The sequence below is a fragment of the Actinomycetota bacterium genome (assembly GCA_030776625.1).
Classification (GTDB): domain Bacteria; phylum Actinomycetota; class CADDZG01; order CADDZG01; family WHSQ01; genus MB1-2.
This window is the reverse complement of the sequence record JALYHL010000004.1, coordinates 64,483-88,410: the sequence shown is the minus strand read 5'-3', so window position 1 is coordinate 88,410 and position 23,928 is coordinate 64,483. Positions and strand designations below refer to the sequence as shown.

The 23,928-nt window shown below is 63.7% G+C and carries 16 protein-coding genes and 1 tRNA gene; 13 read left to right on the top strand and 4 right to left on the bottom strand.

What is annotated here, in order from left to right; all coding sequences use genetic code 11:
• Positions 1 to 1,097: 1,097 nt before the first annotated feature.
• The 4 genes from M3N53_07995 (at position 1,098) to M3N53_07980 (ending at position 6,844) form a co-directional block, all read left to right on the top strand.
• The gene (locus M3N53_07995; GenBank protein ID MDP9068269.1) at positions 1,098 to 2,702 is read left to right on the top strand and encodes a TROVE domain-containing protein; all 1,605 of its coding nucleotides are present in this window, start codon (positions 1,098 to 1,100) and stop codon (positions 2,700 to 2,702) included.
• Positions 2,703 to 2,764: 62 nt separating this feature from the next.
• Positions 2,765 to 4,156, top strand: coding sequence for a 3' terminal RNA ribose 2'-O-methyltransferase Hen1 (locus M3N53_07990; GenBank protein MDP9068268.1), 1,392 nt, complete (start codon positions 2,765 to 2,767; stop codon positions 4,154 to 4,156).
• Positions 4,153 to 6,723, top strand: a complete 2,571-nt coding sequence (locus tag M3N53_07985) for a polynucleotide kinase-phosphatase (protein ID MDP9068267.1) — start codon at positions 4,153 to 4,155, stop codon at positions 6,721 to 6,723. Before M3N53_07990 ends, M3N53_07985 begins: the two co-directional genes overlap by 4 nt.
• 47 nt (positions 6,724 to 6,770) lie before the next feature.
• Positions 6,771 to 6,844 (top strand) — tRNA-Ile (locus M3N53_07980).
• Positions 6,845 to 6,965: 121 nt separating this feature from the next.
• Here the strand turns inward: M3N53_07980 and M3N53_07975 are convergent.
• The 3 genes from M3N53_07975 to M3N53_07965 are packed head-to-tail and all read right to left on the bottom strand — an operon-like array spanning position 6,966 to position 8,294.
• Positions 6,966 to 7,484, bottom strand: coding sequence for a hypothetical protein (locus M3N53_07975; GenBank protein ID MDP9068266.1), 519 nt, complete (start codon positions 7,482 to 7,484; stop codon positions 6,966 to 6,968).
• Positions 7,485 to 7,523: 39 nt separating this feature from the next.
• A complete protein-coding gene (locus tag M3N53_07970; protein MDP9068265.1) occupies positions 7,524 to 7,997 on the bottom strand; it encodes a hypothetical protein in 474 nt (157 codons plus the stop codon).
• A 54-nt stretch (positions 7,998 to 8,051) separates the two neighbouring features.
• On the bottom strand, positions 8,052 to 8,294 hold the full coding sequence (locus M3N53_07965; protein ID MDP9068264.1) for a hypothetical protein: 243 nt from the start codon (positions 8,292 to 8,294) through the stop codon (positions 8,052 to 8,054).
• Positions 8,295 to 8,446: 152 nt separating this feature from the next.
• Here M3N53_07965 and M3N53_07960 point away from each other — a divergent pair, with 152 nt between their 5' ends.
• The 7 genes from M3N53_07960 to pruA all read left to right on the top strand — a co-directional run bounded on the left by M3N53_07960 (position 8,447) and on the right by pruA (position 19,563).
• Complete coding sequence (locus tag M3N53_07960) at positions 8,447 to 10,480, top strand: AAA family ATPase (protein ID MDP9068263.1); 2,034 nt, start codon at positions 8,447 to 8,449, stop codon at positions 10,478 to 10,480.
• A gap of 85 nt (positions 10,481 to 10,565) precedes the next feature.
• Positions 10,566 to 12,737, top strand: a complete 2,172-nt coding sequence (locus M3N53_07955; GenBank protein MDP9068262.1) for a serine/threonine-protein kinase — start codon at positions 10,566 to 10,568, stop codon at positions 12,735 to 12,737.
• 214 nt (positions 12,738 to 12,951) lie between these two features.
• Positions 12,952 to 14,640 carry an FG-GAP repeat protein gene (locus tag M3N53_07950; protein MDP9068261.1) on the top strand — a complete coding sequence of 563 codons (1,689 nt, stop codon included), beginning with the start codon at positions 12,952 to 12,954 and terminating at the stop codon, positions 14,638 to 14,640.
• Positions 14,641 to 14,864: 224 nt separating this feature from the next.
• Positions 14,865 to 15,899: a glycosyltransferase gene (locus tag M3N53_07945; protein ID MDP9068260.1), complete on the top strand. Its 1,035-nt coding sequence runs from the start codon at positions 14,865 to 14,867 to the stop codon at positions 15,897 to 15,899.
• On the top strand, positions 15,892 to 16,587 hold the full coding sequence (locus M3N53_07940; GenBank protein MDP9068259.1) for a class I SAM-dependent methyltransferase: 696 nt from the start codon (positions 15,892 to 15,894) through the stop codon (positions 16,585 to 16,587). Before M3N53_07945 ends, M3N53_07940 begins: the two co-directional genes overlap by 8 nt.
• 50 nt (positions 16,588 to 16,637) lie before the next feature.
• Complete coding sequence (locus M3N53_07935; GenBank protein MDP9068258.1) at positions 16,638 to 17,771, top strand: hypothetical protein; 1,134 nt, start codon at positions 16,638 to 16,640, stop codon at positions 17,769 to 17,771.
• A gap of 133 nt (positions 17,772 to 17,904) precedes the next feature.
• Positions 17,905 to 19,563 (top strand): L-glutamate gamma-semialdehyde dehydrogenase, encoded by a 1,659-nt coding sequence (pruA, locus tag M3N53_07930; protein MDP9068257.1) that lies wholly within the window; start codon positions 17,905 to 17,907, stop codon positions 19,561 to 19,563.
• A gap of 29 nt (positions 19,564 to 19,592) precedes the next feature.
• Here the strand turns inward: pruA and M3N53_07925 are convergent, their stop codons facing one another.
• Entirely contained in the window at positions 19,593 to 21,104 is a 1,512-nt protein-coding gene (locus tag M3N53_07925) for an NAD(P)/FAD-dependent oxidoreductase (GenBank protein MDP9068256.1), read from the bottom strand.
• A gap of 211 nt (positions 21,105 to 21,315) precedes the next feature.
• On the opposite strand from M3N53_07925, the gene M3N53_07920 reads away from it, so the two are divergent.
• Both M3N53_07920 and M3N53_07915 read left to right on the top strand, forming a co-directional pair.
• Entirely contained in the window at positions 21,316 to 22,746 is a 1,431-nt protein-coding gene (locus tag M3N53_07920; GenBank protein ID MDP9068255.1) for a glycosyltransferase family 39 protein, read from the top strand.
• The gene (locus M3N53_07915) at positions 22,743 to 23,927 is read left to right on the top strand and encodes a hypothetical protein (GenBank protein MDP9068254.1); all 1,185 of its coding nucleotides are present in this window, start codon (positions 22,743 to 22,745) and stop codon (positions 23,925 to 23,927) included. Before M3N53_07920 ends, M3N53_07915 begins: the two co-directional genes overlap by 4 nt.
• Position 23,928 lies beyond the last annotated feature (1 nt).

Sequence of the window (23,928 nt, the reverse complement as noted above, 5' to 3'; positions counted from 1 at the left end):
GGCCTGCCGCTCGATGCAGGATGCGAGATGTTCCACATTTGTTCCACGTTGTGGTGTCATCTCAAGACCACGGGGGCGTAGCTCAGTTGGTCAGAGCGCCGGACTCATAACGTAGTGGTCATCTCGGTTGCTCGCCCCGAAAGCGCAGGTCAGCGCGCATGTCGAGAGCAATGCACCTTCGATGTTCCACATTTGTTCCACGTTCCTCTGTCCACGTCAGTCTTCTGAAGACGCCACGAGCAGGATGTTGCCCACGGAGATCGAAATTGAACCTTGACCGGAGGCAACGCGTTGCATATCATCCTCGACCGGTCATGGAGAAGAAAATGAGAAACCGCAGCCAAAAGAACGAATCGATTGTGCAGCCCATGCGCGTCTGGGCGCGGCCGAACGCGGGCGATTTGACGTCGCCCTTCGGTTGCCTGACGGGCGATCGGCGCGCAAGAGAGGCGGTTTCTACGTAGTTTCCTGTTGGATTTGGGACTGAAGCCGCTTCGGAAGAAGCGGCTTTTTTGTTTTCTAGAGGAAGAGGAGGCTTATCAGAGAGAAGATTTGGCCGGATGCGAAGGGGTGGGGATACTTCGTCAGGGCGCGGGGGAAACCTTCGTGTCGGTCGGTTCGATTCCGACAACCTCGCTCCGATTTGGTTCTCCGGCCTCGACGTTGTCTCGATGCGAGCGCGAAGGGTTACTTCGCTCATAACGAATGGCAGTTCGACCTTTCGCCACCGGGTTCTCGAGGCAGCGCATTTCCATCCGATGCGAGGGCTAGGGGTTACTTCCTCCGTAAGCTGCTGTACGCGAGTGCCGCGGCACCCCGGAGCCGCGGAAACGGCTCCTGCAAGCCGGAAGGGGCAAGAGCCGGCATTTGACCTCTGCCGATCGGTTCTCGGATGGACTGGATAGACGGTGGGCCCGATGCGTAGATGCGGGTTACTTCTGGACCAGGACGTCGTGGGTTCGAATCCCACACCGCTCAGGCGGTTAGCTCAGCGGAAGAGCACCTGGATTGAACCTTCATCGCCTCAGGTTCTCGGGCCCACCGTCGGTCCTCCTGACGACGGGTAGAAAGGCAACAACGAAAGGGGGGAGGTGGACATGCCCAAGTTTTCTGGGACCAAGAAGCGACCGGTACGTGCCAATCAGCGCGCCGCCGTGGCGTCCAGTGGGGTAGTCGCGCCTACGCACGAGGGCGGAGAGGGCTTTGCTCGTACACCGGAAGGCGAACTGTTTCTTCTGGCAATCACGAACATGATTGGGGAGGAGACTTTCTACGAGACTTCGTTCGAGCGCGACAAGCGCTTCATTGAGCTGATCCACGAGGTCGCGCAGACGAATCCTGAGTTCATCGCGGGAGCCGATCCGGCAAACGGGAAGATCGGTCTTGGGGAGTACCTCCGCAAGACGATGCATATGAGGTCTGCTTCGGTCGTCATGGCTGCCGAGTACGTCGCGGGCGGTGGGCCCGAGGGGCGTTCGCTGGTCGCACGCTCACTGCAGCGCGCCGACGAGCCTGCCGAGATCCTCGGTTATTGGCTCGCCGAGCACGGCCGACGTCTACCCGCTGCCGTTAAGCGCGGGGTAGCTGACGCCGTGGTGCGCCTGTACAACGAGCATTCGGCGCTCCGTTATGACGGGCGTTCTCGTTCGATCCGCATGGCGGATGTCATCGAACTGGTTCACCCGCAGCCGAAGGACCAGGCCCAGAGCGACCTATTCCGCTATCTACTGGACAAGCGTCATCACGACGACGCGAGCCTGAGGGAATGGATCCTGCGGGACGACCATCGTCTGGAAACCATTCGTGCCGCGACTGAACTTGAGCTCGTGTCGGATGATCAGCGCCGTGAGGTAATTCGCAGCGACCCCGATGCACTGCGTCGCGCTGGTTTCTCTTGGGAGCGTCTCTCGGGATGGCTCCCCGGGGGGATGGATGCCGAGGCGTGGGAGGCCGTGATCCCCACGATGGGTTACATGGCTCTGCTTCGAAACCTTCGAAACTTCGATGAGGCAGGTGTATCGAAGAAGGTCGTCAAGCAGGTCGTGGCGAAGATCGAGGATCCGGACGAGGTTCGACGCTCTCGACAGTTCCCATATCGCTTCTGGAGTGCGTACAAGTTCGCGCCCTCCGTAACGTGGTCGGGCGCTCTGGAGTCGGCGCTGTCGACCTCGGTCGAGAACATCCCTGAGCTGCCTGGGCGGACGCTTGTTCTGATCGACACGTCAGGTTCGATGCAGTCACCTCTTTCGAACCGTTCGCGAGTTCAGCGTTTCGAGGTAGCGGCACTGTTCGCTGCGGCACAGGCCAAGCGTGCCGCGAACGCGGACGTGGTGATCTTCGGTACCGACCACGCGCCGCTGCCGGTGAAGAAGGGCCACTCGGTTCTGCGCTACATCGAGTCGGTGGGGAAGGCGATCGGATCGGTAGGCCATGGCACGTTCCTCTACACCGCCTTGCTCGCTAACTACGACGGTCACGACCGTGTCGTGGTCTTCACCGACGAGCAGGCTCATGATTCGGTGGCCGACCCCAGGGCGCTGGCCGCGGTACCACTCATCTACACGTTCAATCTGGGCGGGTATCGAGTCGGCGCGTTCGATGCAGGGCAGAAGGGTCGTTACACGTTCGGCGGGTTCACCGACGCGGCCTTCACTGCCATGCGTGTCCTCGAAGAGGGACGTGACGCGGACTGGCCGTTCTAGCGCGACGGTAAGGGAGGCCCGACGACAGTCGGCGCCTCCCACGCCGCCGAATGGAGGCAATGTTGCTTCTCACCCTCACTACAACTCATAAGCCTGCAACCGACCTCGGGTATCTGCTCCATAAGAATCCGGCCCGTCCGCAGGTCTTCGATGCTTCCTTCGGCAAGGTCTACGTTTTCTATCCCGAGGCGACCGAAGAGCGCTGTACGGCGGCGATGCTTCTGGATGTCGACCCCGTCGGCCTGGTTCGCAAGCCCAAGGGTGCCGGCGCCACCCTCGACCAGTACGTCAACGACCGGCCCTATGCAGCGTCCTCGTTCCTGAGTGTTGCGATCTCTCGCATCTATGGGTCGGCCCTCGGGGGCCGGTCGAAGGAGAAACCCGACCTCGTCGATGCGGCGATCCCGCTCGAGGCGCACCTGCCGTCATTGCCGTGTCGCGGTGGAGAGTCATTCCTGCGGGAGCTCTTCGAACCGCTCGGCTATGAAGTACAGGCTGATGCCCACCTCCTGGATCCCCGCTTCCCCGACTGGGGAGAGAGCCCTTATTACTCAGTGGCGCTCCAAGCCGAGACCCGTCTGCAAGATCTCCTTGGTCATCTCTATGTGCTCGTCCCTGTTCTCGATAACTCCAAGCACTACTGGGTCAGCCAGGACGAGATCGACAAGTTGCTCCGACATGGAGAGGGATGGCTCGCGTCCCACCCCGCCAAGAACGCGATCGTCCGCCGTTACTTCAAGCGACGTTGGAGCCTCGCCCGAGAGGCCTTGAGCAAGCTCGTTGAGGAAGAAGAGCCAAACCTGGAAGAAGAGGAGGAAGCCCGCGCCACTGAAGAAGCTGTGGTCGAAGAGAGGATCAGCCTCAATGAAGCGCGCCTCGGCTCGGTAATGGCGGCCTTGCGCTTTTCTGGTGCGCGCCGAGTGCTTGACCTGGGTTGCGGCGAAGGGAAGCTCCTTCAGCTGCTCTTGAAGGAATCACAGTTCGAAGAGATCGCTGGGATGGACATCTCGCTTCGATCCCTCGACATAGCTGAGAACCGGCTTCACCTCGACCGGCTAGCTCCGAGGCACCGCGAACGGATCAAGTTGTTGCACGGCTCCCTGATGTACCGGGACCGTCGTTTGGAGGGATACGACGCGGCCGCAGTAGTTGAGGTGATTGAACACCTTGACCAACCACGCCTGGCTGCGTTCGAGCGTGTGGTCTTCGACTTCGCAAAGCCGGGGTCTGTCGTGGTCACCACTCCCAACAGCGAATACAACGTGCGGTTCGAGACCTTGCCTGCCGGCACCTTCCGGCACAGGGACCATCGCTTCGAATGGACGCGCGAGGAATTCCAAGCGTGGTCGGGCAGTGTGGCCGAGCGGTTCGGCTACTCGGTGCGCTTCGTCCCGGTGGGACCCGAGGATCAGGAAGTCGGGCCGCCGACCCAGATGGCGGTATTCACACGATGAACCTCAGGTTCCCCGAGCTCTCGCTCGTCGTACTAATCGGACCCTCAGGTGCCGGCAAGTCGTCGTTCGCCGCCAAGTACTTCAAGCCGACCGAGGTTCTTTCGTCAGACTTCTGCCGCGCATTGGTCTCTGACGACGAGAACAACCAAGCCGCCACTGGAGATGCCTTCGACGTTCTCCACTACATCGCAGCCAAGCGGCTCGCGGCGGGAAAGCTCACAGTGGTCGACGCCACCAACGTCAAGCCCGAGGACCGCAAGCCTCTGGTCGCCCTCGCGCGCCAGTACCACTGCCTCCCAGTAGCGGTCGTCTTCAACCTGCCCGAAAAGCTTTGCCAGGAGCGCAACGAGAAGCGAGACGACCGCAACTTCGGCCCTCACGTCATCCGCCAGCAGAGCCGGCACATGCGTCAGTCGATCCGTCGGCTGCAACGCGACGGCTTCCGCCACCAGTTCGTCCTCAAGTCGGTAGAGGAGATCGAGTCAGTCACGATCGAACGGACGCCGCTGTGGAACAACCTCCGCCATATCCGGGGGCCGTTCGACATCATCGGAGATGTCCACGGCTGTTGCGACGAGCTCGAAGAGCTACTTGAAGAGCTCGGATACGAGAGAACCGACCGCGAGGGTCAGAGCATCTATGCGCATCCTGAGGGTCGCAAGGTGGTCTTCGTCGGTGACCTCGTGGACCGTGGTCCGCGCATACTCGACACTGTGTATCTCGTTCGGGCGATGGCCCAAGCGGGAGAAGCGTGGTGCGTACCAGGCAACCACGACATGAAGCTGGTTCGCGCCCTGCGTGGGCGGAACGTCCAGATCACCCATGGGCTCGACAAATCGCTGGGTGAGATCGATGCGCTCCCAACAGAGCAGCAGGATGCAGTCAAGAAGGAAGTCGTCGAGTTCCTCGATGGTCTCGTGAGTCATTACGTCTATGACGAGGGCAAGCTAGTCGTCGCGCACGCCGGCATGCGTGAAGAGATGCAAGGCCGTGGGTCCGGGAAGGTGCGCGACTTCGCACTGTACGGAGAGACGACGGGGGAGACCGACGAGTTCGCGCTTCCCATCCGCTACAACTGGGCTCTTGAGTACCGAGGCAATGCGCGTGTCGTGTACGGACACACGCCGGTGCCAGAGCCCGAGTGGCTGAACAAGACCGTCAACATCGACACCGGATGCGTGTTCGGGGGAAAGCTCACGGCCCTCCGCTACCCAGAGTTGGAATTCGTGTCGGTTCCAGCCCGCCAGACCTACGCAGAGCCGGCGAAGCCGTTCATCCCTGAGGAAGAACAGGCGCCGTTGCTGTCTGCGCAGCAGCGTCATGACGATGTGCTCGATCTGGAGGACGTATTCGGCAAACGCATCGTGACGACGCGCCTGGGAGGCAACCTGACGGTTCGAGAGGAGAACGCTGCCGCCGCGCTTGAAGTCATGAGCCGTTTCGCAGTCGACCCGAAGTGGCTCATCTATCTCCCGCCAGCCATGTCTCCTTCAGAAACCTCCAAGCAGGAGGGCTTGCTGGAGCATCCTGCTGAGGCTTTCGCTTACTACCGGCACGAGGGCCAGGCGTCCGTGATCTGTCAGGAGAAGCACATGGGCTCCCGCGCTGTGGTGATCGTGTGTCGCGACGAGGAGGCAGCGCAGAAACGCTTCGGTGTTCTTGGTGGCGCTTCCGGGATCTGCTACACGCGCACGGCCCGCCGCTTCTTCGACGATGACGCGCTGGAAAGCGCGTTTCTTGGTCGCATCCGCAACGCGGTCGAGTCTGCTGGGTTTTGGGACGAGTTTCAGACGGACTGGATCTGTCTCGACGCGGAACTGATGCCTTGGTCGGCGAAAGCACAGGAGCTCGTGAAGTCGCAGTACGCAGCCGTCGGCGCGGCCGGTCGAGCAGGTCTGCCGTCAACGGTTGCGGTTCTGGATGCGGCGGTAGCGGCTGGAATTGACGTCTCGGCTCTGAAGAACAAGTTCGCTAACAGGCTTGAGGACCTCCACCGGTACGTCGACGCTTACGGCAACTACTGCTGGCCGATCGAGTCGCTGGATGATCTGAAACTCGCCCCCTTCCACATCATGGCTACCGAGGGTGCCGTTCACGTCGACCGCGACCACGGATGGCACATGGAGCGACTTCGCCATCTCGCGTCGTTCGGTGAGCCTTTGCTCATGGCCACAGCCAACGTCGAGGTCGATCTACTCGACGAACAGAGTCAGGCGGCAGCTATCGCCTGGTGGGAAGACATGACCGGCAAGGGCGGCGAGGGGATGGTCGTCAAGCCGAAATTATTCATCGCCAAGGGGCGGCGAGGTCTCGCCCAGCCTGCAGTGAAATGTCGAGGGCCTGAGTACCTGCGGATCATCTATGGCCCGGACTACACGATGCCGGAGAACCTCGAACGCCTTCGGAACCGTGCCCTGGGTGGGAAGAGGTCGGTCGCACGTCGAGAGTTCGCGATCGGGATCGAAGGACTAGAGAGGTTCGTCCGAGGAGAGCCACTGCGTCGTGTCCATGAGTGCGCCTTCGCCGTGCTCGCTATGGAAAGTGAGCCCGTAGACCCTCGCTTGTAGGTCGCCGAAACTCTCGTCAACATCCGCGACAATGGAACGATTCCACAGGGGGCGTAGCTCAGTTGGTCAGAGCGCCGGACTCATAATCTGGTGGCCGCTGGTTCGAGTCCAGCCGCCCCCACGCAGAATTGTCGTGCTCCGGGTGCTGTGCTCCACACTCCGGCACTACCTGATCGGTGACGTGGCTCCGCCTGATGGTTTACAGGTGTTCCGGCCGATGGTTGACCCAGGCCGAGGACCGCTCACCGTTGCCTGAGCACCCAGTTGAGGGTCAGCGGTCCAGAGGTGTGAGGTATAGGAGGCCACACGGCCCAGGGGTTGTACGTGTAGCCCGTAACGGTCATCCACCTGGCGGACGCGGGTATGTTCAGGGAGCAGGCCTTGCACTCTCCCGAACCCCACCTGGCCCTCCTGATCTCAGTGCAGTCAGTTCGCCAGAACTGGACAGCGGCGTACGCTGCCGCGCCGGGCGCGTGCTCGAAGATCCATACCGGGCTGACGGCGGCGAGACCGGCGACGTCCTCGATCGAGGCGCTCAATGCTGGGTCGCGTCCGGTCAGGGCCGGATCGCAGTCGTGGGCCAACCATGCCCGGCAGTCCGGTGCCATCTCGCAACCTATTAGCGCGTCATGGTGAAGCCCCGAAAGACCGGACACGATCGTTCCGGAGCGGGCCGGTTCTTCCTCCACCGTCGCGCTGTGGGCCGGGGTGAGGGTCAGCGCAAGAAACAAGGTCATGAGGATGGTCAGGAACCGTTTCATCTCTACCTCCTGGGTATCGATCTCTGAGCGCGTCTGTGACTACGGAAGGTTGGAGAGCGTGACGCTGACCGTTCCGGTCGTCCCGAACCCGGGGGGACAGCTCGCCCAGTTGGTGGGCAGCCCCGGATCCCAATATCCGATCGAGAACCTCAGTCCTTCACCCCGATCGAACGCAATGGGTTCCTTGGTCTCGCCGCAGAACGTGCCGTACGTGCGGGTGGGGCCGAAATCGGTCGGGATATCGGTGACGGTGACTAGGACCGGTTGTCCATGAGCATCCTCGACCTTCGCGGTGAAAAACGCCTCCTTCGAACGAGTTTCGATGATCACGCACCCCACCGTCGTCTCTGGGTCGCACGTGTTCGTGACCAGTCCGCCGTAAGGCACGAACTGGGTGTCGTAGGTGCCTCCGACGGTACGCTCGACCCGCTTTCGGGTTTTCTTCGCTTCGGCGGTGGCTACGGGGCCCGCAATCAGTCCGAGAATCATGAACAAGATCAAGAACCGCTTCATCATTGCCTCCTTCTCTGTGGATCCGGGTTGGCGGATCTAAAACGTCTGCTTCCTTCAGCTGCTTGCGCGTCGGAGCCTCGCGATCCACAGGTCGTCGAGGCGTCGATCCACCTCCTTGACCCGGTACTCCCTTAGCTCGAATAGGCGCTCGTAGAGGGAGAACAGCTCCCCGAGCTGGCCCGGGAGGCCCGAGATCGGGACCTCGAGCTCGTCCGGGCTGCCGGACAGGAGCTTGTCGACCTGCCTGAGCCCCGGGTGGTTCTCCGATGCTTGCCTCCGGCCCCACCAACTCTTCATGTCGCCTCCAGCTAGGGATCCACCATTGCTGGACAGTCGTGGGAAAGAGGGCCACGATCGTGGCCCCGGTCCCCACGCCCCGGAAGCAAATGAAGAGCACAATGGGCATTGCTCTCTTCGGGGACCTCGACGAGGCGGAGGGGTCAGTACCCGTGAACGAAGCAAGGCCGGCGAGCACCGGTCCCCCTCTGGTGGGGCGGGACTCAGAATTCGGCGCGCTCCGAAGTGGGTTGGAGGAGGCCATCGCGGGCCGACCTTCCCTGTTCCTCATCACCGGACAGTCGGGGATGGGAAAGAGCCGCCTCGTAGACGAACTCGCAGTCGTTGCACGCTCGAAAGGTGTGCGGGTCCTGTTCGGGCGTTGCTGGGAGGCCGTCGACGCTCCGGCGTACTGGGTCTGGATCCAGGTATTGCGCCAACTCTGCGCGGAGCTCGACGACGGAGCGCTGCGTGCGACAACCGGTGGCGCGGCCGAGATCGCCCACCTTGTCCCTCAGGTCGGCGAACGCCTCGGCATGACCTCGGCGTCGGACACGGTTACTCCTGATTCTCGGTTCGGGCTGTTCGATGCCGTTGCCTCTTTCATCTACAACACCGCTGAGAGTCAACCCACGATGTTGGTCCTCGAGGACCTACATGCGGCCGACGAGTCCTCGCTACTTCTGCTGCAGTTCCTCGCGCGCCAGAACCGTCATTCACATCTCTTGATCGTTGGCACCTACGACGACATCGCGGGCCGCGGGAAGCCGGACAACGAACGGATCGTGTCCGACACAGCGCGCGACGGACGGCAGCTTTCGTTGCGCGCCCTCGACGAGGACGCCGTGAAGTCGATGTATGTCAGCAGCTCGGGGCAACAACCCTCCGACGCGATCACGCGGGCGGTGCATTCCGCCAGTGAAGGCAACCCTCTGTTCATAGACGAGGCCATCCGCATGCTCACCAACAAGGGTGACATCCACCGCCCTGATTACTCGGTGGGCTTCAGGGTTCCCGAGGGAGCTCGGGGCATCATCCGAAGCCGCCTCGAGGGGTTGGGCGACGAAGTGGCTGAGCTTCTGTCCGTGGCCTCGGTGATCGGCCGCGAGTTCGACCTGACATTGCTGCAACAGGTTGTGGATATCGAGATGGAAGCATTGCTCGAGATATTGAGCCAAGCGGTGTCCGCTGAAGTCATCTCGGAGACGAGCGCGCTCGGGCGTTACGCGTTCACCCACATCCTCATCCGCGAGACGCTCTATGAAGATCTCACGGCGGCGAAGAGGATGAGGCTGCATCGCACCGTTGCCGAAACATTGGAGGCCTTCTACGGCTCCGCCCTCGAGTCCAGATTGCCTGAACTAGCGCATCACTGGTTCAAGTCGGCGCAGGCAGGCGACGCGGCCAAGACGATGAAGTACGCGGTCCAGGCAGCTGAACACGCGATGTCGCAACACGCATACGAAGAGGCGGTGCGTCTGTACCAGCGCGCCTTGAAGGTCTCTGAAGCGGCCGGGGCTGACCCCGACCAGGTCGAAAAGATCCGTGCCGGGATCGCGAAGGGCCGTCTCACCCTGGAGCCACCCACCCACGGTTCGGCGGCGGAGGCCACCACGGGTGTGTTCGCACGCGAGGGCGACTACTGGACGATCTCCTACGGGGGTAGCGAGACACGTCTGAAGGACATCAAGGGCCTGCGTTACATCGCCCAGCTCTTGAAGGTGCCCGGTCGCGAGGTGCATGTTCTCGACCTCGCCACGAGCGTCGAAGGCGCACTCCCTCGATCGACAGGGCCGCGGGTCGAGCACGACGACCTGAGCTCCGACGGGTTCGGCGACGCCGGCGTGATCCTCGATGCAACCGCCAAGGCCGCCTACAAACAGCGCTTGGCGGACCTGCGTGAGGACCTCGAAGAAGCGGAAGGGTTCAACGACCCCGAGCGGGCCGCCCGCGCCCAGCAAGAGATCGACGCTCTCGTCAGCCAGCTCGCCGGAGGCGTCGGACTGGGAGGCCGCGATCGCAAGGCGGCATCCGAAGCCGAGAAGGCCCGCGTCAACATCACGAAGTCGGTGAAGGACGCTTTGAAGAAGATCGAGGAGCACCACGGGCAGCTCGGCGACCATCTCCGTGCGACCATCAGGACCGGGGCTTACTGCGCCTACCTGCCCGATCCGCGCCTGGACATCTCGTGGAGGACGGAGCTGTGAGTCCCACAGTTGTGCCGGCCTTTCTCACGCCTCTGCACAAACGACGAGGGGGGCGCTTGAAGTGGTCGGCAACGAGGAGGCGCAGGTGAGCTCGGACCGGCGCGTGGGCCAGCGGTTCGGCGACTATCTGGTCGAGGCCGTGATCGGGCGCGGCGGGATGGGGGTTGTCTTCCGGGCGTCCCAGGTCGTCAGTGGCCACATAGTTGCCCTGAAGCTGATGGCGCCCGACCTTGCCGACAACGCGGTCTTCCGGGATCGGTTCGTCCGCGAGGCCGAGGCGGGGCCGAACCTCCTCCACCCCAACATCGTCCGAGTGTTCGAATCGGGAGAGGCCGACGGAGAGCTCTTCATCGCTATGGAGCTCATCGACGGTACGGATCTCAAAGGGCTCATCCAACAGGAAGGACCGCTGGATCCGAGGAGGGCTCTGTCGATCTTCCGGCAGGCTGCGAGCGCTCTCGATGCCGCGCACGAATCGGGGATGGTTCATCGCGACGTCAAGCCGCAGAACATCCTGGTCATCCCACGAAACGACAGTGACAGTGCGGATCGAGCGTACCTAACCGACTTCGGTTTGGTGCGCCCGGTCGCGTCGGAGTCGTCTGCCACTCGAACCGGTCAGGTGTTCGGCAGCATCCCCTACATGGCGCCCGAGATCATCGAAGGCATCCCCGCCGACGGTCGGGCCGATGTTTACGCGCTGGCGTGCGTGGTCTACGAGTCCCTTACGGGATCCATTCCGTTCGAACGAGACAACGAGGTTTCGGCCGTATGGGCCCACATCCACGAAGACCCGCCGCTGGTGACGGAGAAGCGCAGCGACCTTCCCGGCGGGCTCAACGACGTCTTGTTCAGGGCGATGTCTAAGCACCCCGACGACCGCTACCTGACATGTGGGGAGTTCGTGACCGAGCTCGAGCTGGGCCTCGGTCGCAAGCTCAGCGCGGTGAAGTACTCGCACGTGCGTCCTCTGGTTGCTCGGATCCCGCGCCGCAAGACAGAGCGTGAGGTCTGGGCGCCCAACTTCTTTCCCGAGCTGTCGCGGGTGCGGGCGGCCTCCCGTGAGAGATTCGACTGGCGGAAGGGCGTGGCGCTGGTAGCGGCGGTGGCAGTCCTGTCCTCGATACAGGTCGGTCGCAAGGGAGGGATCCCCCAGGCGGTCGCCGACGTCGCCAAGGCGGCGGACTCGGCCGTCGACTCTGCCGTCACCTCGGCGATCGACGCTGTGATCGACCCCGAGCCCGAGCCTGTTGAGGCCGGTGACCGAGTTGCGGACAGGGGCCGGGATCTCACCGCTGCAGGGCGACAGGACATCCACAAGTCCGATCGGAAGAAGCTCAAGGCTCTGCTACCGGCCGATCCGATAACGGCGGCCAAGGAGAACGGATCCCAGGTCGGGGTCCCCGAGCCCGCCTCGGGGGCGGGAAAGATCGCCTGGGCGAGGGCGATCCCCGCGCCCGGCGGCTACAACACCGGCGACGTGGACATATGGGTCATGGATCCCGACGGAACCAATGAGGTCAATCTGACTCGGACGGAGCTGATGGAATTCTGGCCGAGCTGGTCACCCGACGGCGCCCACATCGCCTTTGTCATAGTGCGACCCCCCGACGTCACCGCCCAGGACCTCTGGGTCATGAACGCGGACGGCAGCAATAGACGAGATCTCGGCCTCTGTCCGGGGGTCGGGAGGTGCGGCAAGCTAGCCTGGTCTCCGGACGGACGCCGCGTCGCCTACGCGCAGGGAAACGACCTCTGGGTGGCGGACCTAGCGAGCGGAACCCGTGAGCGCCTTGTCTCCGGCCAGCTCAAAGAGCCAAACCCGATCACCGGAGGAAGGGGATCGGGGCCCACGTGGTCACCCGACGGCAAGTCGCTCGCGTTCGAGTGCGGAGACGATCTTTGTGTCGTCGCCGCGGATGGAGGGGAACCCCGAGTGATAGGACCTGGGCTTGGCGATCCCGACTGGTCACCCGAGGGAACTCTATTAGTGGGCGAAGATTGGCCCGCCTCCGAGCAACGGGCACCCGACATCGTCATCCACCGATTCGACCGGAACGGTCAAGACCGGCTCATAGCCGCTAGCGGGCATTCCGGAGTGCTCAGGTTTCCGAGCTGGGCCCCCGACGGCGGCGCGATCGTGTACTCCGACGAGCAATGGTTGTTCAGGATCGACCGCGACGGCACCGATCGCGTCAAGTTGACTTCGGGGCCGTGGGATCTGATGCCCGACTGGGGGCCCGGCTCCGCCGACTAGCTGCGCGACCGGTCGCTGGTCCAACCCCTGCCCTCCCATATCTGAACGGATCTCACCTACACCACGAGTGTGGCGTTACCCCCGCTTGGTCGGTCGTGAGGGCCAGCGCTGCCCGCTTCCGGGCGTGGGGGACCGTGGGGCACGATCGTGGCGGGTTTTCCCACGACCCTCCAGCAAGGACAGATTCCTAGCGACCCTCAGGAGGGACACAGAGATGAAGCGGTTCTTGATCTTGTTGCTAGTACTTGGACTTATAGCCGGCTGTACGGCGACCGCCCAAGCAGAACCGAGAGGTTCCGAGGTTTTCGGGACAACCACAGAAGGCGGCAATGCCGAACTTGCGAAGCTCACCGCCTCGGACGGGATGGCCTCGGACCGGTTCGGCATCGGGGTCGCCGTGTCGGGCGACACCGCCCTGGTAGGCGCTCCCGCCGAGGACGCCCAGCAGGGGGCGGCCTACGTCTACGCGCGGGTCGGGGGGGCCTGGATCGAGCAGGCGAAGCTCGTCGCCTCCGACCGGCTCGCTTCGCACAAGTTCGGGTATTCGGTGGCACTCTCCGGTGACACCGCCGTGATCGGGAGCAGCACTGCCGCAGCTGCGGCCAGCCCCGTTCACTCTCACCCCACCCCGGGCTCCGCCTATGTTTTCGAGCGTGTCGGCGAAACCTGGATCGAACAGGCCAAGCTGACCGCGCCGGATGGGGCCTATGGCGACGATTTCGGGTCCTCGGTCGCGGTCTCCGGTGACACCGTGGTGGTCGGAGCGCGCGCTATCGATGTCGGCTTGAATCCCGACCAGGGGGCGGCCTACGTGTTTGCCCGGGCGGGAGGAGCATGGACCCAGCAGGCCAAGCTCACCGCCTCGGATGGCGCCGCTAACGACAACTTCGGGATACATGTGGCGCTATCCGGTGACACTGCGGTCGTGGGCGCCTACTTCGACGACGTCGCCGACAATGCCAACCAGGGGTCCGCCTATGTCTTCACTGAGAGCCGCGGAATGTGGACGCAGGAGAACCAGCTGGTCGCCTCGGATGGCGCCGCCGACGATAACTTCGGCTTCTGGGTGGATGTGTCGGGGGACACCGGGGTCGTGGGCGCCGTCTTCGACGACGTCAACGGCAATGCCAACCAGGGGTCCGCTTACGTTTTCACCCAGAACGGCGGAACTTGGCCGCAGCAGGAGCATCTGGTCGCCTCGGATGGCGCGAGCGGCGACGCCTTCGGCCGATCGGTGGCGGTCTCCGGCGATACCGCAGTGGTCGGGGCGCAGTTCCACGACGTCGGTGGGAATGCAGACCAGGGCTCCGCCTACGTGTTCGACCGAACTGGGCGCACGTGGCCCGAGCGAACGAAACTGATCGCCTCGGATGGAGGCGCGGGTGACCTCTTCGGGGTCTCCGTGGCGATGTCCGGCGGCACCGCCGTGATCGGGGCCGGGTTCCACGACGTCGGCATCAACGTCCATCAGGGCGCGGCCTACGTGTGGAAGGACCCCTCCAACCCGCACCCGCCCTTGTCGGTCACGATCGACGTCAAGCCCCGTGACGATACGAACCGGATCCGCCTTTCCAGCACTCGGCCGATTCCCGTAGCCGTGCTCACCACGCCAACCTTCGATGCGGCAACGGTCGACCCGGCAACGGTGTGTTTCGGTGACCAGCCGCCGGCAGGTGGGACGACCTCTTACAACCAGCCTCCGGAGGTCGACGCCGATTGCAACGAAGCTCACGGGAGGGGCCATCTCAAGGACGCAGATGGAGACGGCGACCTAGACATGGTCCTCCATTTCGAGACCGATGAGACCGGGATCGACACCGGAGACGGTGAGGCCCGGCTGACCGGCAGGACCATGGGAGGCGTGTCCATCGAGGGAGCCGACTCCATCCAAACGAAGCCCTAGCGTTTTACCGCAACCCCGGCTGTCGCCACGGACTGCTGCGGATCCCGCGCCCGGGGCGAGGCGGCTGCGCGCGCGGGATCGGCGACGAGGACTCTGGGGGATAATTCGCGCGCTCCTAGCGATGGCACATGCTCCGCTCACACGAGAGGTGATGGTGAAGGAAGGTCGGATCGACCCCCCCGCGCTGTGGGCGGAGTAGACGGGTGGGAGAGGCGGGACGGTCGATGAGGTCCGACGTCATCCTCGACTATTCGCTCGTCATCCCGATCTACAACGAAGAGGAGTCGCTACCCGAGCTGCTGAACAGGCTCCGCAGCGTCATGGATGAGCTCGATGCGAGCTCCGAGGTCATCTTGGTCGATGACCGCAGCACGGATGGGAGCTTCGCGATCATGCTCGAGGCGGCGCAGCAGGATGCTCGCTTCAAGATCGTCCGCTTCGCCCGTAATTTCGGACATCAGCTTGCGATAACCGCCGGCCTTGACTTCGCCGGTGGCCGCGCCGTCGTGGTCATGGACGGAGATCTACAGGATCCGCCCGAGCTCATCCTCGAGATGGCCAAGCGGTGGAGAGAAGGCTACGAAGTGGTCTACGCGATCCGGGAGATGCGGCTGGGCGACTCCTTCTTCAAGAGGACCACCGCCTCGATCTTCTATCGCGTCCTGCGAAAGCTGTCGGGGGCAGACATCCCCGCGAACGTAGGTGACTTCCGACTGGTTGATCGGAAGGTGGTCGATGCCTTCAAGGAGATGCGCGAGAGCAACCGCTACGTCCGTGGCATGTTCAGCTGGCTCGGCTTCGAGCAGATAGGAGTTCCGTTCACGCGTGCTAAGCGGTTTGCCGGGAAGACGAAATACCCGCTGCGGAAGATGGTCAACTTCGCTATCGACGGGATCGTCGGTTTCTCGCAGGCGCCGCTCAGGTTCGTCCTGCACCTTGGCTTCATCCTCGCGACTTTGTCGTTCCTGGGTGGCGGCGCCGCCGCGCTCGTCAAGCTATTCGGCGTCTATGCGGTCCCCGGGTGGGCCTCACTCGTCGTGATCACGTTCTTCCTAGCGGGGGTTCAGCTGATCATCCTCGGCGTGATCGGCGAGTACGTCGCGCAGATCCACCGCGAGGTGAAACATCGACCTCTTTACGTTGTCGACCGGCGGATCGGTTTCCCAGATGTGCCGCTCGAGGGCGAAGCCGCGGCCGGTCAGGTATCTCGCGGCAACGTCTCATCGATCCAGGAGCAGGGCGGCCGGCGCGGTGGGTGAGGCGTTCGACCGGTACAAGGACAGCTACCGCGAAGACGTGCAGCGCTCGATCGGCTTCGTTGGCCAGAGTCACGACTTCTTCACCGCATCCAAAGCCCGCCACCTCCTCGATCTCGTGCGCCGCAACCTCGGCGCGACCACAGACCTGAGAGTGCTCGACGTCGGCTGTGGCGTCGGTGTCACGGACGCGTTGATCAGCTCCAGCTTCCGCTCCGTGCACGGCGTGGACGTCGCCGCCGGAGTGGTGGATCGCGCGGCAGCAGCGAATCCCGCCGTCGATTATCGAACCTACGACGGCGAGAATCTTCCTTTTCCGGATGCGAGCATGGACGTGACCTTCGCGATCTGCGTCTTGCATCACGTTGCCCCACCGGCACGCGTCAGCTTCGTCGACGAGATGAAGAGAGTGACGAGAGCCGGCGGGCTCGTGTTGATCTTTGAGCACAACCCCGTGAACCCACTGACGCGTCTCGCGGTCGCGAGGTGCGAATTCGACGAAGATGTCGTCCTTCTATCGAAACGTGACGTGAAGCGGTTGTTGGTAGCCAGCGACATGGCGGTCGTCGAGGAGCGTTACATCCTCTTCCTTCCCTGGATGATCGATCTGTCACAGAAGCTCGATCGTCTCCTACATTGGCTTCCTCTCGGCGCCCAGCACGTCACTGTCGCGCGGCCGACCGCGCCTTGACCGCCGACGAGGAGCCGCGCTCCGGGCGCGTACGACGGATGCTCTTCAGCGTGACGAGCGCCTTCGTGATCTCGCGGCTGATCTTCTATCTCACAGCTCTCTTCGCCACAGCCTTCGTTCCGGCCGTTGCCACGAACAACGCTCCTTCGGCGCTGATCGGCGTGAGCTGGCAGTGGGATGGCTACTGGTACTTCAACATCATCACGGAGGGCTACAGCTGGCATCCCGGGATGCATAGCAACGTCGCCTTCTTCCCATTGTTCCCGATGTTGGTTCGACTCATCGCGGACATTTTCTCGGGCGTCAACATCTTCACGCTTGGTGTCATGGTGAACCATGTCATCTTCTTCTTCGCGTTGATCGCCGTTTGGTTCTATGCAGAAGGGAAAGCGGGGGCGCAGGTGGCGGGCCGCAGCGTCCTTCTGCTGAGCGTGTTTCCTACCGCGTTCTTCTTCGCTGCTGCCTATAGCGAGGCGGTCTTCCTCTTGATGTCTGCCTCCTGCCTCGCTCTGCTACATCGGCGTCGCTATCTCCTCGCCGCAAGCGCTGGCCTCTTCGCGAGCCTCGCACGGCCGGGAGGGGCTCTTCTGCTGGTTCCCTACGTGATCGAGCTCTGGAGGCTGCGAGGTGATGGGGTCCGCCTCCGCGACCTGGCGCCGAAGCTGGCCGCCGCAGCGCTCATCCCGTCGGGTGTCGCGCTCTACGCGCTCTATCTCGGAAGCCGCTTCGGTGAGCCGTTCGCTTTTTCGCTCGCCCAAGAAGCATGGGGCCGGGAGATGACCTTCCCCCTTCTCGCGCTCGGCCGCGCCACGGTTGCGCTGGTCGTGCCGCAGTCCCACGCGCTGCCCTTCTTCATGAATATCGCCAACGTCGCCGCCTCGATCGGCGCGCTGGCCCTCGCGGTCGTCCTGTGGAGGAGGGATGCTTCCGGCGCCGCCTTCGTCGCCCTGGCGGTCCTCGCGTATCTGACGTACCCGGTGGGTCCCGGCTCGGCGGCCTGGGATCCGTGGCAAGGGAACTCGATCCAGAGCATGTCCCGCTACGTCGCCACCCTGTTCCCCATCTTCGTCCCGATCGCGCGTTGGACCGCGAGCCCCGAGCGGCTCGCGCTGCTGTGCTCGCTCTTCGTCGGCTTGCACGTCGTCCTGGCAGCGCTGTTCATGCGCGGGCACTACGTTTTCTAGCGTGGCTATACCCACCTCCCGTACCCACGATCTCGTGACCTAAGGCGGGCCCCACTCGAGCGGGTTGCCGGGCGCGGGTGCCGCCGGGTGTGTGGGCTACGCTCGCGAGGTTCTCCGATCGCGACGAAGCGAGGTGGTCCAGATCAGCGGCACGTTCGGCATCGTCAGACCTCCTGCGGCACGCAACGAACCCGTCAAGGAGTATGGACCAGGTTCGGTAGAGCGGAAGACTCTGGTCGAGCGGTTGTCGGCCATGGTGGACGACCGGATCGACATCCCGATGGTCATCGGCGGGCGTCCCGTGACCAGCGGTGACATCTACGAGGTCGTCATGCCGCACGACACCAAGCACGTTCTAGGAGACGCGCATCAAGCGAACGCGCAGCACCTGGAGCAGGCGGTGGCTGCGGCACGAGCCGCGCATCGCGAGTGGTCTGCGCTCCCATGGGAGGACCGCGCCGCGATCTTCCTGCGCGCGGCGGAGCTTCTTGCGAGCTCGTGGCGGGACACCATCAACGGCTCCACGATGCTCGGACAATCGAAGACGGTGCACCAGGCGGAGATAGATGCAGCTTGCGAGCTGATCGACTTCTGGCGTTTCAACGTCGAGTTCACCGCGCGAATCTACGAGGAGCAGCCGATCTCGCCCCCGGGCATGTGGAACCAGGTGGATTACCGTCCGCTGGAGGGGTTCGTCTTCGCCGTCACCCCCTTCAACTTCACCTCCATCGCGGCCAACCTTCCGACCGCTCCCGCGTTGATGGGCAACACCGTCGTCTGGAAGCCGTCTCTGACGCAGGCGTACTCGGCCCACTACACGATGAAGCTTCTCGAGGCCGCCGGGCTCCCGCCGGGTGTGATCAACATGGTTCACGGACCCGGTCCCGAGATCGGCGAGGCCGCGCTTGCTCATGAGGAGTTGGCCGGCATCCACTTCACGGGATCCACGCCTACGTTCAATTGGATGTGGCAGAAGGTGGGCGAGAACGTCGGCCGGTACCGCCACTACCCGCGGATCGTCGGCGAGACGGGCGGCAAGGACTTCATCGTTGCGCACCCTTCCGCGTCCGTCGATGCCCTCGCTACAGCGATCGTCCGCGGTGGCTTCGAGTACCAGGGACAGAAGTGCTCGGCGGTGTCGCGGGTTTACGTGGCATCGAACCTGTGGGAGCGGCTGCGCGAACGCCTGGCGGAGCAGGTACCCGCGATCCCGATGGGTGATCCCACCGACTTCGGCAACTTCATGGGAGCGGTCATCGACGACAGCGCTTTCGCTCGTCACTCCGCGGCTCTGGAAGAAGCGCGGTCGAGCGATCGTCTAGAGGTGATCGCGGGAGGTGAGGCAGACGGGTCCTCGGGTTATTTCGTACGACCGACAGTTGTCCGGACCGAGGACCCGGACACACGGCTGATCCGCGAGGAGTTGTTCGGCCCGATCGTGACGGTGTACGTGTACCCGGAGAAAGAGTGGGGGCCCACCCTCGACCTGGTGGACCAGACGAGCCCGTATGGGCTTACCGGTTCGGTCTTCTCGCGAGATGAGGCCGCCATCGTCGAGGCGAAACACCGTCTGCGCTTCGCGGCGGGGAACTTCTACGTCAACGACAAACCCACGGGGGCCGTCGTGGGGCAGCAACCATTCGGCGGGGGCCGGCGCTCCGGGACGAACGACAAGGCCGGCAGCATCTGGAACCTGATCCGCTGGGTGAGCCCTCGTTCGATAAAGGAGACGTTCGTCCCGCCGACCGACTACCGCTACCCCTATATGGATTCGGAGCGCACCGGCCCCTAGTCGGCGAGTGCCACCTTCCTACAGCGTCACTAGACGCGCGGCTCCACTGCGCGCGGTACCAGCCGCCCCGCGGTATCGGCGTCGCCTCGTGACTCCTCGTGGTACTCCGCGTCGGTATTCACCTTCCACGGGTCCCAATTCTCGCCGCCGATGTTCCGCGCCGCCAGCAGAGCGGTCATCATCGAGTGATCCTGGTTGTTGTACTTGTGCATGCCGTTGCGGCCGACCAGCTGCAGGTTCCGAGCATTCTCCTCGAGGTAGGTCCGAACGGTGGCGACGTTCTGCTGGTATGTGTCGTCGTAGACCGGATACGCCTTCTTCATCCTCACGACCGTGCCGTCCAGGAAGTACTTTCCTTCGCACAGCCCGAGCTGCTCGATCTCGCGCACTCCCAGGCGGATGAGATCCTCGTCTGCCATCTCCCAGAGCTCATCGCCCTCGTTGCAGAAGTACTCGAGCCCGAGCGAGGTCTTTTCCGGCTCGGGCACCATGAGGGGACTCCAGTTCTTGAAGTTCTGGATCCGCCCCAGCTTCACGGCCGGGTCGTGAACGTAGATCCAGTTGTCGGGGAACAGCTGCTCGCGGTCGACGATCAAGACCACGGTTAGAAAGTCCCTGTACGAAAGGTTGTTGGCCGCCTGCTTCACCTCGGCGGGCGGCTCCGGTTCCAGCATGTTGACGAGGTCGCGCACCGGGAGACTCGAGATGACGTCGGAACCCTCGTACGCCGTCACACCGCCCGATGTCCGCGCCGACACCTCCACAACGTTGCCGTTCTCGCACCTGATGCCACAGACGCGGCTTCCCATGTGGAGCTTCGCACCCCGCGCCTGCACCTTCTCCGCGGCGACCTCCCACATCATGCCGGGGCCGAACTTCGGATAGTCGAACTCGTCGATCAGTGTCTTGATGGTCTCGCCGTCCGACGTCTTCTTCGACGAGAAGAGTGCGCTCTTCACGGCTCCGACCAGCGACAGACCTTTGATCCGCTGCGCCGCCCAGTCGGCTGAGATCTCGTTGCACGGCATGCCCCAAACCTTCTCGGTGTAGGTCTTGAAGAAGATGCGATAGAGGCGCTCGCCGAACCGGTTCCGCACCCAGTCCTCGAATGAACGCTCGTCCTTGCGCGGGAAGAGCCGCGCCCACATATAGCTGACTACACAGAGGACCGTCTCGATTATGCCGAGGCCCAGGAGCGCGTTCGACGCCTTGAGCGGGTAGTTGAAGAACTTGCCCCTGTAGAAGATCCGGGACAGCCGGGGCACCCGCAGCCAGTCCTCGGGGTCGAGGATCTCGTGCCACAGCTGGTTGACCTCGTCCGACTTCGTGAAGAAGCGGTGGCCGCCGATGTCGAACCTGAACCCCTTGTAGCTCGCGGTCCTGGAGATCCCGCCCACCTCGTGGCGGTCTGCCTCCAGGATCTCGACTGTCGACTCGTTGTGTGTCAGCTCCCAAGCCGCTGTGAGGCCCGCCGGCCCCGCCCCGAGTATCAGGACGTGCGGCTTGCCCTCCCGGCTGGGGGGTTCATTCCGTTCGGTCATCGAGCGCGTCTCCATTCGTGCGAGTGGTAGGTACGGCTGTGGTTCAGCCGGAGATAACGTGGCGGCGATGGTGAGGACTTCGACAACCGAGACTTCTACCCAGCGCGCGCCCACTCCAGCTCCAGCAACACATCAAAGCACACTAACGAGCGCGAAACGGGCACGTGCGGTATTCATATCGGCCGCGGCCGCCGTGGCTATCGGTGCACTGATGCGGGCGTTCACGGTGTCGGAGCTGTGGTTGGACGAGGCGCTGTCGGTCAACATCGCGTCGCTGCCGCTCGGTGAGCTACGGGGCGCGCTGATGCGAGACGGCTCGCCCCCACTGTACTACTTCCTGTTACACCTCTGGATGAAGGTATTCGGCAGCGGCGATGTGGCCGCCCGCGCGCTGTCTACCGTGTTCTCGCTCGCGGCGCTCCCGCTGATGTGGGTCGTCGCGCGGCGACATGCCGGAAGGGAGCTAGCTGTCGCGGCCCTGTTGCTTCTGGCGTCATCGCCGTTCGCGATTCGCTATGGAAGCGAGGCCAGGATGTACGCGCTGGTGTCGCTCCTCGCGTTGCTCGCGTACCTCGCCATCCGTTCCGCGTTGGATCGGCCTACGTGGTCGCGTCTGCTCGCGGTGACGCTGCTTGCCGCTGCGCTCGCGCTCACGCACTACTGGACCCTGTATGCGCTCGCGCTGGCTGGCGTGATCCTGGTTGTGAAGGCGGCGCGCGGCGGGGGGCGCAGTTGCGCCCTGGTCCTGGGCGCTCTCGCGACCGGAGGCATCCTGTTCCTTCCGTGGTTACCGACCTTCCTTTATCAAGTCACCCACACCGGAACGCCGTGGGCGGGCATAGCGGTCCCGACCATCCTCGTGACCGCGTTCGATCAGTGGGCGGGTGGATTCTCCGGAACGGCGCCATTCCTGGCGCTCATGCTTCTAGGGCTCGTCGCGCTGGGGCTGTTCGGTCGCTCCGCGCGCGACGGTCGGGTGGTGCTTGGGTTCCCGCCGGAACCGCGGGCAAGCGTGTTCGCGCTGGTTACCTTCGGGACCCTGGCGCTTGCGGTAGTGGGAGGGGCTATCACGCAAACGGGGTTCAGCGAGCGCTACACCGCGGTGATCTTCCCGTTCTTCATCCTCATGGCCGCCTGCGGCGTGACCCTCTTGGAGAACCGTCGCATCCGGACGTGGGTTCTTGCGGCCGTAGTTGTCCTCGGCCTGATCGGTGGGGGTGTGGCGGTGTTCCGGCACAGAACCCAGGCCGGTGAGATAGCGCGGACTATCGCGCTCGGGGGAGGCGCCGGCGACGTCGTCGCCTACTGCCCGGACCAACTGGGTCCCGCGGTCGATCGTTTGTTGCCACCCGAGATGCACCAGATGGTCTTCCCAGCCGGTGGGACGCCTGAGTTCGTCGATTGGGTGGACTATGAAGAGCGGAACGAGGCCGCGGATCCGGTCGCGTTCGCGCACGCCCTCGATGAAGCGTCGCCGGGGTCGAATGTCTGGCTCGTGACCGCGCCCGGTTACAAGACCTTCGGGATGAAGTGCGAGCGCCTGGCGGAGGCGCTGGGACGTCTGCGCGTGCGCACGACGGTCGTGTGGGAGAAACCCAGCTACTTCGAGGGGGCGACGCTGATCCGCTACGACCCCAGGTGAGGTGGCCTGCACCGTGGCGGCGGGCTGTGGCGGACGAGGGGCTGCGTGCTGCGCTCGTGCCGTGGCTGCTAGCGCGCGCGATCGTCCTGGCAGCGATCGTCGCTGCGTACTTCATCTGGGACCACTTCATCGGAGACATCGGTCCTTGTCTCGAACCACCGTGTCTGTACCCCGACACGCAGTCGCTCGCCTCGACGTTCCTCCGCCGCGAACAAGGCTTGCTGGCGTGGGATGCGGACTGGTACCTGGGGATCGCGCGCGGCGGGTATGACTCGATGCAGGTCGAGGCTTTGCGGTACTTCCCCCTCTACCCGCTGGCCGGCCGCTTCCTCGCCCCAGTCTTTGGAGGATCTGAGGTTGCCGCTCTGTTGATGTTGACGAACGCAGCAGCGCTGCTGTTGCCGGTTCTCTTGTACAAGCTGGTGACGGCGGAAGAACTCTCTGTCGCCGTCGCCAGACGCAGCGTCTGGCTCATCACCCTGGCTCCGGCTGCCTTCGTGTTCGTGATGGCTTACACCGAACCGATCGCGATCTCTCTCGCGGTGGTGGTCTTCCTCGCGATGCGCCGCCGGAGGTGGTTGGGCGCGGCGGCGGCGGGGTTCCTGTCTGGCCTCGTGCGCCCCACCGGTCTGCTTCTGGTGCCGGCGATCGCGTTCGAGGCGTACCGAGATCGGAACGAGCTGTCTGCCGGGGGCGTCGCGGTTCGTCTAGCTGCGACCGTCTCTCCGGTCGCGGGGATGGGTGTCTACCTGTTTTGGTCGTACCTGGCGAACGGCGATTTCTGGCTCCCTCTCACCGTGCAGAACCAACCCAACGGCCGCGGCCCCTTCGCCTTTCCTCTCGCGACCATCTTCGGCGCCGCGCGCGATGCCGTGACCGAGGCTCGGCTCGACCAAGCGCTTCATCTCGTTTGGCTCGGTATCTTCATCGCTCTCATCGTGGTCGCGTTCCGCCGGTGGCCCGGCTCCTACGGCGTTTACGCGACCGTAAGCGTGCTGCAAGCGATCAGCACAACGAACCTGAACTCCCTCGAGCGCTATGGACTTGCGGCGTTCCCGCTGGTGCTGGCGGCTGCGACGGTGGACGTGGACCAGAAGCGGGCGCGGCTGGTGATCGTCGCGTCCGCCATCTTGATGTTCGTCTACGCGACCGCGGCGTTCGACAGCGGGTACGTGCCCTGAC